At 61.6% G+C, this 10,985-nt stretch carries 13 protein-coding genes and 1 pseudogene; 7 read left to right on the top strand and 7 right to left on the bottom strand.

Annotation, left to right across the window (positions count from 1 at the left end; all coding sequences use genetic code 11):
• The 3 genes from JQ558_RS36760 to JQ558_RS36750 all read left to right on the top strand — a co-directional run.
• Positions 1–420 (top strand): autotransporter outer membrane beta-barrel domain-containing protein (locus JQ558_RS36760; protein WP_212296710.1); only part of this gene is annotated, 420 nt, incomplete at its 5' end.
• A 49-nt stretch (positions 421–469) separates the two neighbouring features.
• Complete coding sequence (locus JQ558_RS36755) at positions 470–622, top strand: hypothetical protein (RefSeq protein WP_212277145.1); 153 nt, start codon at positions 470–472, stop codon at positions 620–622.
• A gap of 40 nt (positions 623–662) precedes the next feature.
• On the top strand, positions 663–1,031 hold the full coding sequence (locus tag JQ558_RS36750; protein ID WP_212277146.1) for a hypothetical protein: 369 nt from the start codon (positions 663–665) through the stop codon (positions 1,029–1,031).
• A gap of 385 nt (positions 1,032–1,416) precedes the next feature.
• Here JQ558_RS36750 and JQ558_RS36745 read toward each other — a convergent pair whose 3' ends face one another.
• The gene (locus JQ558_RS36745; RefSeq protein ID WP_212296709.1) at positions 1,417–1,980 is read right to left on the bottom strand and encodes a hypothetical protein; all 564 of its coding nucleotides are present in this window, start codon (positions 1,978–1,980) and stop codon (positions 1,417–1,419) included.
• Between the two features lie 188 nt (positions 1,981–2,168).
• On the opposite strand from JQ558_RS36745, the gene JQ558_RS38050 reads away from it, so the two are divergent.
• Positions 2,169–2,291, top strand: coding sequence for a hypothetical protein (locus JQ558_RS38050; protein ID WP_283814210.1), 123 nt, complete (start codon positions 2,169–2,171; stop codon positions 2,289–2,291).
• Between the two features lie 231 nt (positions 2,292–2,522).
• Here the strand turns inward: JQ558_RS38050 and JQ558_RS37770 are convergent, their stop codons facing one another.
• The 3 genes from JQ558_RS37770 to nagA are packed head-to-tail and all read right to left on the bottom strand — an operon-like array spanning position 2,523 to position 4,906.
• On the bottom strand, positions 2,523–2,993 hold the full coding sequence (locus tag JQ558_RS37770; RefSeq protein WP_249142800.1) for a hypothetical protein: 471 nt from the start codon (positions 2,991–2,993) through the stop codon (positions 2,523–2,525).
• Positions 2,993–3,724, bottom strand: coding sequence for a hypothetical protein (locus JQ558_RS37765; protein WP_249142799.1), 732 nt, complete (start codon positions 3,722–3,724; stop codon positions 2,993–2,995). The genes JQ558_RS37770 and JQ558_RS37765 overlap by 1 nt, the downstream gene beginning before the upstream one ends.
• Complete coding sequence (nagA, locus tag JQ558_RS36735; RefSeq protein ID WP_212296708.1) at positions 3,725–4,906, bottom strand: N-acetylglucosamine-6-phosphate deacetylase; 1,182 nt, start codon at positions 4,904–4,906, stop codon at positions 3,725–3,727.
• Positions 4,907–5,023: 117 nt separating this feature from the next.
• On the opposite strand from nagA, the pseudogene JQ558_RS36730 reads away from it, so the two are divergent.
• The 3 genes and pseudogenes from JQ558_RS36730 (at position 5,024) to JQ558_RS36720 (ending at position 7,920) form a co-directional block, all read left to right on the top strand.
• Positions 5,024–5,946: pseudogene (locus JQ558_RS36730) on the top strand (BadF/BadG/BcrA/BcrD ATPase family protein).
• A 19-nt stretch (positions 5,947–5,965) separates the two neighbouring features.
• Positions 5,966–6,910, top strand: coding sequence for an N-acetylmuramic acid 6-phosphate etherase (locus JQ558_RS36725; RefSeq protein WP_212296711.1), 945 nt, complete (start codon positions 5,966–5,968; stop codon positions 6,908–6,910).
• Positions 6,911–6,921: 11 nt separating this feature from the next.
• Positions 6,922–7,920, top strand: coding sequence for an SIS domain-containing protein (locus JQ558_RS36720; RefSeq protein WP_249142798.1), 999 nt, complete (start codon positions 6,922–6,924; stop codon positions 7,918–7,920).
• 690 nt (positions 7,921–8,610) lie between these two features.
• Here the strand turns inward: JQ558_RS36720 and JQ558_RS36715 are convergent.
• The 3 genes from JQ558_RS36715 to JQ558_RS36705 all read right to left on the bottom strand — a co-directional run bounded on the left by JQ558_RS36715 (position 8,611) and on the right by JQ558_RS36705 (position 10,789).
• Positions 8,611–9,291, bottom strand: a complete 681-nt coding sequence (locus tag JQ558_RS36715; protein ID WP_212296707.1) for a recombinase family protein — start codon at positions 9,289–9,291, stop codon at positions 8,611–8,613.
• A 795-nt stretch (positions 9,292–10,086) separates the two neighbouring features.
• Positions 10,087–10,485 carry a hypothetical protein gene (locus JQ558_RS36710; RefSeq protein ID WP_212296706.1) on the bottom strand — a complete coding sequence of 133 codons (399 nt, stop codon included), beginning with the start codon at positions 10,483–10,485 and terminating at the stop codon, positions 10,087–10,089.
• Between the two features lie 52 nt (positions 10,486–10,537).
• Positions 10,538–10,789 (bottom strand): DNA methyltransferase, encoded by a 252-nt coding sequence (locus tag JQ558_RS36705; protein ID WP_409410627.1) that lies wholly within the window; start codon positions 10,787–10,789, stop codon positions 10,538–10,540.
• Between the last annotated feature and the right edge of the window lie 196 nt (positions 10,790–10,985).

The raw sequence follows: 10,985 nt of genomic DNA, 5'->3' as shown, positions 1-10,985 counted from the left end.
TACGCCGCGGGCCAGTTCACCACGCTGTGGTTGCCCAACTATACCGAACAGGTTGTCGCCGGCGTCAACACGTTCGCATTGTCCTACGCCGAGCGGAACGTTACCGCCCCGCGCACCGAGCTCGGACTTCGCGCGGACACCTCGTTCGCGGCCGCCGATGCCGTGGTCACGCTGCGCGGCCGCGCCGCCTGGGCGCACAACTTCAACACCGATCGCAGTGTCAGCGCGATCTTCCAGACGCTGCCGGCCTCCGCCTTCGTCGTCAACGGCGCCGCGCAGGCGCGGAACAGCGCACTGGTGGGCGCGTCCGCCGAAGCGAAATGGCTGAACGGCTTCTCGGTGGCGGCAAGCTTCGAGGGCGAGTTCTCAGACGTCACCGACAGCTACGCCGGCAAGGGCATCGTCCGGTATCAGTGGTAAGGCGCCAGCGCCCTCTTACTTTTTGCCTTTGGCCGCAGGCGCGGCCGCAATGGGCGCACTGGCGCCTGCGTTGGGTGGCGTGGCGCCTGTTTTGCTGGTGTCTTTCCCCATCATCATTGGCCCGCCGGTCTGGGCCGAGGCCAAAGACGATCCCAGGACGAAAAACGCGATTGTCGCCACCGCCACTAGCTTCTTCATGTGAGTCCTCCGGGGACATCCAGGACGTCAAGATCACCAAGGACATGCTCGATCTCGCCAAGCATATCGTGGAGTCGAAGTCCGGGCATTTCGAGCCGGCGAAGTTCGAGGACCGCTACGAAGCAGCACTGCAAGAACTGCTCGACAAGAAACAGAAGGGCCAGCCGATCGTCACAGCGAAGCGAGCCGCGCCCAGCAACGTCTTCAACCTGATGGATGCGCTGAAGGCGAGCATCAAGGGTGACAAGGGTCCGGCCGCAGCCGACAAGCCGTCGAGGAAGACCCGCGCCAAAGCAGCCGCGAAGCGCAAGGCCGCTGATGGTCAAGAAAGGACCATGGAGGAAGAAGAGGACCGGCGGCTGCTGAATTGCGGGATGCCGGACGTACTTCCGTTTCGATCGCCAACGCATTGAAGCGCACGGCCAGCGCTGTCGACAATCGTCTTTGGCTATTGCGCTCCCGCGAACGGGTAAATGCTGAAGCCACCTCCGATGGTTAAATCGACATTCTTCCATCCAACGCGCGGAACCAAGGTGCCAAACCGGTCGCAGCACGTTGGTCAGAAACGGAAGTTGAACAGCTTCGAAAACTCGCTACCAAGGTAACGGTCGCCGAGTTAACGCGAAAATTAGGCCGGTCCCGAGGCGCGGTTACGGCAAAAGCCTTCGAGCTCCGTTTATCGCTCAAATTCCGATGCACCTGGCCAGCGTCGGCTTCAGCCGCGTTCCTATACGGAAAGGGCTCCACATGACTAATGACGCATACGCTGTCGCACACGAGGTGCACGCGCTGCTCCTCTCAGCGCATCCGCGCGCCGGTGACGTCGAGCTGGCCAAAGCTGCCGAGCTTGCCGTGACCAATTTGCGAGGGGATGACAACGTGCAAAACAGCGCTTTTATTGCCATACGGACAGCAAGGGAGGCGATCGATAGCGGCGTCGGGGCGGCCGAGGGCCAGCAATTGTTGTTGGATGCTGTCAGGATCGCCGAGCAGTGGGTGAGGTCTACTTCCCAGTAACGCATCCACGAAGCCAGCGCGAAGCGAATGTCCGTAGTAGTCTTCATGAAAGCCAAACAAGAGTTCATATATCCGACAAGATCTAACCGGGCCTTCAAAAATGGGCGAGTTGCCGTCTTCTAAAAGGAACCGCGCCCGCCGCGGCCGGTTGGAGAAAAAGTAGAGCGGAGGGCTGGTCCTAATGAGTAGGATGAGCTGGGCGATGGGGGCGGCTGTCGTTGTCATCGCCGTGACGGTCCTTTTGTTGATGGCGGGACCATGGAGTCCGAGGTTGGTCGAGAGGGATGCTGTCGGGGTGCCCACCGACGGCCCGCCGCGTCCGTTAGCACCGGGAACACCGATCACCTCCTCCCCTCCTTCTCCACCCCAGGGTCGGGCAAAGTCGCCCTGAAACGGTGATCCACCGCGCCGGGTAAGCCATGTTGCCGCGCGATCAAAACGCACGCGACGAAACGTAGCATTGTATTCTTGTGCGTGAAGGCACGTCCTTTCGACATCGTATCGCCGGTGGCGCGCTCGATAGAGGCCAGCGCATGCTTGAGCTTTGGAACAACTGGTACGACACCCTGGCCTCGGTGGAGGCGCTTGCCACCGTCATCGTCATTGTCCTGGTGGCTGCCGGCGCTATTACGCTGGCGGAAAGTCGGCGGCGATAAACGCGGCGGCACGTTGATATCTGCTAAAGTTGCTGATGCGGATCGCACCCGTCTCGAAGCGTTGCTGAATGAGTCCGCGGTCGATCTGCATGTCCCCAGTGCGGCGTGGCATGTGCGGTCGATAAACGGGTGGCCCGCCCAATTCTGGGGCCGGCAAAGATCCAAGTGGTGGGGGCGCTTGGCCCAATGAAGATAAAAACAAACTAAGGGAATCGATTCCCCCTCCTCAACCTATGCTTGCTGGACAAGCGAATGTAACACCCTAACCGCGGCCTCCCGGTCCTCCACAGGTACAAACAGGCTGAGCGAGTGCGGCGACAACACGTACATGTCGGGGACAATCCCGTGATGTCCGAGAATCTGCAACGCCCTGAACGGCAATTCCGACGAAACCGCGCCGAAGCAGGTCAGACTCACCGAGCTTGAGGCCTCGCGCTGCTGGCGCAGATCCTTGCTTCGCTCCAGCGTGCGCAACAGGGCGTCGAGCCACTCTGAATCAGATGCCACGGTCATGCTGGTTTTTCCCACGCTGAAGCTTGAGGCGAGCAGCTGCGGCCAGGACAGGCTGTTTTGCTTGAGATGCTGCGCGAATTTCTCGAAACCGTGATTAAGATCTTTGGAATCGATTTCCACATGCTCAATGCGAGCCATCGAGTTGACGGCCAGAACCTTTCCGTTTTCCATGCCTGCAACCTCTTTCATCACTTGCGTGCTGTTTTCAGCGCCGCCCCACTGCTTGAGAACCAGAGGCACATCCTGACTTTGCGCCAGCTCCAGGCTGCGGAAATGCAGATCTTTGCACCCCAGAAGCACATTTCGGACAGGGATGCGAAGTCCACTTGCCGCAGGGGCTTTGCATCCGGCACGATACGCGGATCGGCCGAACAAACTCCGTCGACATCTTTGATGATTTCACAGCGTTCGGCCTTCAGCGCAGCGGCCATCGCAACGGCCGTAGTATCACTGCCGCCCCGGCCGAGGGTGGTGATTTCCCTGGTCGCCGGGTTCACGCCCTGAAATCCTGCCAGCACCACAACGCGCCCACGATCAAGTTCTTCACGCACGCGAATGGGTCGTACATCCAGAATGCGTGCGGAGGAATGGGAGCCGTCGGTCATCACGCCCGCCTGGCTGCCGGTGAAGCTGATCGCGGGCACGTTGAGATCGGAAAGCGCCATGCTCATCAGGGACATGCTGACGCGCTCACCGGTCGTCAGCAGCATGTCGAGTTCACGGCGATTGGGAGTCGGGCTTACCTGATAAGCCATCTGGATCAATTGGTCGGTGGTCTTGCCCATGGCGGAGACGATCGCCACGACACGATGTCCACGGCCATGCAGGTCGGCGAGACTGCGCGCAACCGCACGAATTTTCGCCGGTGTTTCGAGGCAGACACCGCCATATTTTTGCACGATGATGGGATGGTTGCGCATCTAACCTCGCTGGGAATCCTCGCTCGCCTCGCCCATCGAACAGACCCCGCCTATCCATGTGCCGACGACTTCAAAGTTCGGTTTGAAGGCGACAAGGTCCGCGCGGTATCCGGGCGCGATCCGTCCAAGCTCGGCGTCCAAGCCCAGAAACGCCGCGGGCGTCCGAGAGGCCATGATAAGAGAATCGACAAGGGAGATTTCGAGCAGCGCAACAGCGTTGCGCACCGCCTCGATCATGGTGAGGTGAGCGCCCGCGAGTGTGCCATTCGGGCCAGTCAGGCGATTTTCGTGCAATGTGATCCGCCTTCCGTGCAGCATGAATTGCCGGTCGTTCGTGCCCGCCAATGGCATGGCGTCGGTGACCAGCATCAATCGATCCCGGCCCTTGCAGCGGAAGGCAACACGCAAGCCGGCCGGGTCAACGTGGATGCCGTCGCAGATGATCCCTGCAAACAGCCGGTCATCCCCGAGCGCGGCGCCCACCAGGCCCGGCTCCCGGGCGTTCAACTGCGACATGGCGTTGAACAGATGAGTCACCCCCGAGACACCGCGATCGACCGCCTGCCCGATTTCCGCTGCGGTGGCGTCGCTGTGGCCGGCCGCGATACGCAACCCGACGCCGTTCAATTCATCGATCATGGACGCCGGCACGCATTCCGGGGCCAAGGTCACAATAGAGCGGCCGCGTTCCCCAAAACTTTTGATCGCGGCGAGATCACGCCGGTCGGGCACACGGATCTCGGCCTCCGGATGAATGCCCTTGCGCAACCTGTTGAGCGCGGGTCCTTCCAGATGAAATCCGAGAACGCCGGGAATCTTCAGACAAGCCTGGGCGACTGCGGCCAATCGCTCGATGACCTCGGTGCGATCGCTGATGAGGGTCGGCAAGCAGCCCGTGGTCCCCGCCTTGCGATGCGCTTCGACGATGAGCCGCACGCCGGCTTCCGTGGGCAGGTCGTTGAGAAGAACGCCTCCGCCTCCGTTCACCTGGATGTCGACGAATCCGGGTGCAAGGATCGCATCTGACGGCAATTGGATGGACGCGCGAGAGGCGGCCTCACTGAGGCTGACACTTTCAATCCGGCCATTCGAGATCCCGACCGATCCAGCCCCGCGCAGCTCGATGCCATCAAAAATGTGCTGCGCCGCAATCGTAAAAGAGGAAGAACCATCGTGGCCCATCAGCATTGATCCGAGAATGACAGTTGCGGCCTCGTGAGGCGAGCGCGCTACAAGACTTCGTATGTCCAGCCGGGTGTTTTGGGTGGACCCGGAGCGGAACCTTTGCGTTAAGTTTTCATGGCAGCAAAAGGTACCACGTATCTCGGCATTGATGGGGGCGGAACCCAGTGCCGCGCACGGATCGAGGACGAAAGCGGCAGGGTGCTCGGTGAGGCGAGCTCGGGGCCTGCCGCGACGCGGATTGGCGCCGAGAAGGTCTGGCGGGCCATTTTTGAGGCTACTGAAGCGGCAGCCGCGCAGGCCGGACTGGCTCACGAGGATTTCGCGCGAATGCGCGCCGCAATGGGCTTGGCCGGCCTTGGCCGCCGCGGTGCAGAGGCGGCGCTCAGCAAGATCGCACATCCATTTGCCTCCGTCATCTTCATTAGCGATGGTGTGGCGGCCTGCCTCGGCGCCCATAGCGGCTCGGACGGGGCCATCGTGGTAGCCGGCACAGGCTCGGTGGGCGTCGGCCTGATCGGCGGCCGGGAAATTCGTCTCGCGGGTTACGGCTTTCCCGTGTCGGACGAAGGCAGCGGCGCCGACATAGGCCTTCAGGTCGTGCGGCTGGCACTGCGGGCCGCCGATCGCCGCGGCGAGCTGACCCCATTGCTTTCAGAGGTACTGGATGCCTTCGATCACGATCCCTATCAGGCGGTCGCCTGGTCTGAAGAAGCCAGGCCCAGAGACTACGCTGCGTTCGCGCCAATCGTGATTCGGCATGCCAATCACGGCGATCCGGTCGGCCGTCGCATTGTCGAACGCGCGGCCGATGCCATTGGCGATTGCTTGATCTGTTCCTGGCGAGAGGAATTGATCGGCTCTCGCTCGTAGGCGGGCTCGCGGATGCCATTGCGCCCTGGCTGACGCCCGACCTGCGCGAGCGCCTGAAGCGTCCCGATGCCGATGCTGCTGCCGGCGCGTTGCTGGTGGCGCGCGGGCAGCTTGCCGTGCCCAGAAGGGAAATGGACGATGAACAGGCTGCGAAGTTCCGCGTTTAAGGGAGCATGGAAAAAATACATGGCAACTGAAGAAGTTGACCCGCGCTTTGCCGACCTTGACGGATGGTCGCTGTCTTCCGCGATGGATGCCATGTGGGAGGGCCAGCTTGCGGCGGTCGCAGCGATCGGCCATGCGCTTCCCTCCATTACAGCGGCCACGGAAGCTGCGCAGTCCGCGCTCGGCGATCATGGACGCATTGTATATGTCGGCGCCGGCACTTCCGGCCGGGTGGCCGTCCAGGACGGCGCCGAATTGATGCCGACCTTCGCCTGGCCCAGTGAGCGTGTGCACTTCATCGTCGCCGGCGGCGACAGCGCGTTTGTCACCAGCATCGAGGGCGCGGAGGATGATATCGACGACGCAGTCAGGCAGGTCAATGCCGCACGGCTCACTCCGAACGACGTGGTGATTGCGGTCGCCGCCAGCGGAACAACGCCGTTCACGGTGGCGGCGCTGCAGCAGGCAGGCTCCTGCGGCGCAGTGACGATCGGTGTCGCTAACAATTCCGGCACCGCCCTGCTGGAATCGGCTCGATTTCCGATCCTGGTCGAGACCGGCCCCGAACTGATCGCGGGCTCCACGCGGATGAAAGCGGGAACCGCGCAGAAGATCGTACTCAACCTGATCTCTTCGGGAATCATGCTGCGGTTCGGGCGGGTCTATCGCGGCCTCATGGTGAACATGCAGCCGACCAATGCCAAGCTGAAGCGGCGCGCGGAGGTCATGGTGGCCCAGATCGCGCGGTGCGATCCAGCCCTGGCGGCACGCTCGCTCGGGCAGGCGGAGGGAGATATCAAAACGGCAGTCCTTCTGGCGTTGGGGCTCGACAGGGTCGATGCAGAGACCATTCTGAAAAACTGTGACGGCAACCTTCGGCACGTCTTTGCCGAGCTCACCAAGGATCGTGACCGGCACCCCAAGGGAACGCCGGCGCGCATGCAAGGCGGAGCGGTTGAATCGTGACGACATCCGCGATGGCGAGCGAAATCGGGGAAAGCCCGGATGTTGTCGCCAAAATTGTTCGTAACCGCTCCGCCACGCGCGACATCGCACAGCGAATTGGGATTGGCTCCGTCCCCCTGTGCGTCGTATGCGGCCGCGGAAGCTCTGGGCATGCCGGGGTTTTCTTAAGATATCTCGTAGAGACACGACTTCGCCTTCCCGTTTCGGCCAGCGCTCCTTCGGTGATCACGGCATTTCGTACGCCGTTGATGCTGCGCGATGCGCTATTCATCGTGATCTCGCAATCCGGGCGCAGCCCGGATCTTGTCGCGGCGACCCGGTCGGCGCGCGCCGCGGGCGCACGCACTATCGCCATCGTCAATGCGACGCCGTCGCCGGTGGCTGACGAAGCCGAGTTCGTCGTTCCGATCGAAGCCGGCAATGAGCACTCCGTAGCGGCGACCAAGACCGTGATCGGCTCGATGACCGCGGGCGCCGAACTTGTTGCCGAACTGGCGGAAGATCGTGCGCTGCGGACGGCTCTTGAGCGGCTGCCAGGGCGCCTGCACCGCGGACTGACGCTCGACTGGTCCGAGATTGCCTACGATCTCGCCGATGCGTCAGCAGTGTTTGTGGCGGCGCGCGGCCTTGGCTTGGGCTCGGCGCGGGAGATCGCCCTCAAGCTTTCGGAAATCCTGCGCCTGCCTTCCATTGGTCTGAGCGCCGCCGAGTTGCAGCATGGGCCGCGCGCCGCGCTATCATCGCGCACGCCGGTCGTCTTGATGCGCCTGATGGATGAAACCGCGGCCACCGTGGACGCGCTGGCAGAAGAATTGCGTGAGCAAAAGATCGCGCTGCATCTGTGCGGCGGACCGCGTGGCTCGCTGCCCTGGTTGTCCGAGGATGACCCCGCTACGGACCCGATCACCATGCTCATTCCAGCCTATCGGATGATCGAGCAGACGGCACGCACCTACGGATTTGACCCCGATCGCCCCCCTCGCCTGAGCAAAATTACCGAGACGTTTTGACTGATCGCGGGCTTGTGAAGCTGAAGCACCAGCGCCAGTTCCACATCAGGAGTGATCTCACCGGACGCAACAAACGAACCGGCTTCCGCTACGTCGGAAGAGGACCAGCGGCGAGTAGTTCGTCGACCATTCCCGCCGCGCTAAGCCCTACGACGGCATTAAGGAACGTCACCTGTGACCAGGAACTTCGACTTGAGGCGTTGTGTAGAGGTACCGGAGAGCGCCCGGACGGCTATCCCAGCAAAGAAGCCGCCTCATTTGCTGCTTTTTCAACATCGCAGGGCTGCAACGCCGTAGCCCGGGACGGCTTACGTCATACCCAGAGCGGCCATTAACATGCACGTCAAACAAATGCCGCTAAGGCTCAAGCCAACTATTCTAGCTGTTGCGCGATCTTCCATGATCCGTCTCCTCCTGAAATAAGCGTTGAGAGAGGTCATTCGTTCCAGCGCCTCGTTGGCCGCCCGCTGAACCTTTTACACTGTCGTTCGGGTCGAACTGAAACATTAAGCGGAACTCCGAAGACGACTTTCCCTCAGGTATTCACCCGCCTTGGAGTCGCAGCGACACTGCCGCACCGCATTTTGCCTCCAAAGCGGTCCTGGCCGGCTTAAAGCCTCGCGCGCGCACCTGTTCCAACGTGAAATTTGAAGCCTCTCCGAGGCGTAATTCCCGCCTATAAAAAGCCGTTCAAGCCCGCAGTCTTGCGCGCTCCAGCAGATTGCGAACAGCGGATCTGTGCCACCGACCGCCCCGGGCAGATTTGATGCCGCGCTGATTAAGCTCGATCGCAATGGATTCCAGCGTCGTCGCGCCAGTAGCACGGATGGCCTGGACCGCGGGGACTAAACCAAGCGCAAATTGATCCGCCGCATCAACTAGCGTGGCCCGGCCGACGCTGCCGGCGTATTCAAGGTTGCGGCGATTTCCAAGGCGTGCTCCTGCGGCCTTCTTTGCTGCCAGCGCCGCTGTGGTGCGCTCGGCGATCAGTCGCCGCTCCTTTTCGGCTAGGGCCGCATACAAGTGCAGCATGAACGGATCGGCATCGCGGCCTAACTCGGCAACGATAAACGGCACTCGTTGGGCCATCAGCCCGGCCACAAAGGCCACGTCGCGCGACAGGCGGTCGAGCTTGGCAACAACTACGCAGCATTTCCCAGCCTTTGCCGCTGCCAGCGCTGCCGCCAGTTGCGGGCGCCGCTCCAGGGCATCCGCGCCCTTCCCGGTTTCGGCTTCGATATACTCGCCGGCAATTGTGAAGGATTCATTGGCAGCGAAGCGCTCAATGGCCGCCCGCTGAGCATCAAGCGCGAGACCAGAGCGGTGCTGGCGTTGCGTAGAGACCCTCAGATATGCAATCGCGCGCTCCATGTCCAAAGGGCATACCACCGTATGCGGATTGGTCGTAGCGAGAAGTAGAGCAACTTAGTTGCTGTTTTCAATGTTGCAGCAGCGCAGACAAACCATTCCTTTACGGACCGCGTTGCGACATGAAGCTAATAGGCGGCCACAGGCGCGAATTACTTGCGACCTGGCAAGAGAGGCGCCTGCCTTCTAGGAACGCCTCAGTAGCCCCTACGATGCGCCCATGAGCGGAACGAAGCGAACATTGCCATTCGCGCACACCAGCTTGCCAATGAGCTAGGCGAACAATGCCGATCTGCGGGCATCTCGTTGCGCTTTGAAAGCGGAGGTAAACAGCTTGAAGCCTGCCGCACTTAATCCAGCGTCAGTGATCAGACCAAGCCGCTTGAGGTTGGCTGTCTCTCCAGGCCCTCGCGAGAGACCGACCCGCCACCGAACAGCTTGATCAGGATTCGCTGCTCCCTTCGGTTTAGCTCGTTCCAGGCTGCTAGATCAGCCACCGGATGCCTCGCTCGAATTACTGGGGGAATCGAAACTAGCTAATCCGTCGGGCAAAAACGCGGCACCGACTAGGATCGTCCAAAGCGCCCCAACCATTCAGCTATGCTTTTGCACTTGGTGGGCACGATCGCGATGGGGCGGCGCAGGATGCGGGCGGCAGCCAGTTGAAGCCGCTCGCTCGTCGTTGGAGGATCGCTGATCGCAACGACATAGCCGGCCGAAACACCTGCTTCTGCACAGCGTCTTATCGATCTCGGCGGCAAGATCACGCGCATCCGGTTTCCGCGGACCCTTGGACATTCATCCCTTTGGAACGAGTCGCAGAACGTTGGGATCAGGCAGGGCCGCCTTCAGGTTCGGCTCGATTTCCTTGATCGGAGCCAGGCCAATCTCGCTGCCCACCGAGTAAATGATACTGAGCAGCTCCTCGTCGGACACTTGGCTCAGATCCCTTCTGGCGATCGAACCCGAATGCCTCAACTCCATTGGAGTTTCACGCCACCTGGCGCGGGTCTTGAGCCAGAAAATCTGGGCTGTGACGTTGCCGTTCTTGGCAGCATTGAACAGAAAGCCCGCCACCTGCGCGTTCGCCTTGGACTCGCCGAGGTCGAGCTCCTCCCGGTAATGCTTGCGCAGAGTCTTGGGATCAACGTGCACAACTCGGGAGATATCGGTCTCGGGGATGCCGTAGGCTGCCATTGCTTCGACCTGGCGCCGCAGCGCCGGTCCGGCTTGTGTGCGCGGCGCCCCATCAACCTACACTTTCGTGGCGCCGTTCGGCTTCCATCTCCGCGAACGATCGGCCGTCCTGGTCGAGCCTCGCAACCTCGCCTGTGAAGGCCTGCCAACGCTGTACCGTCACGTCGACATAGGCCGGGTCGATATCGATCGCAAAGCAGGAGCGGCCGGTCATTTCCGCCGCAATGATGGTGGTGCCCGACCCACTGAATGGATCATAGACCGCCTGCCCCGGCGATGAATTATTCTCGATCGGCCGGCGCATGCAATCGACGGGCTTTTGGGTGCCATGGCCGTGCCCGTCGTCATCGCGCGCGAAGCTTCCAGATCCAATGGCCCTTTGTTCGCAGCAGGCACGGGCATCGCGCCCTGATCGCCCATCAGCCCGTCGAACGACTCGCGCAGCCGTCGGCGCTGCACTTTTCCCGTCGCCCCTTTTGGCAGTTGGTCGAGGATCAGAA

It is taken from the genome of Bradyrhizobium sp. AUGA SZCCT0160 (assembly GCF_018130105.1).
GTDB lineage: Bacteria > Pseudomonadota > Alphaproteobacteria > Rhizobiales > Xanthobacteraceae > Bradyrhizobium.
The sequence above is the reverse complement of the archived record's forward strand: the minus strand, read 5'-3'. Positions and strand labels throughout refer to the sequence as shown.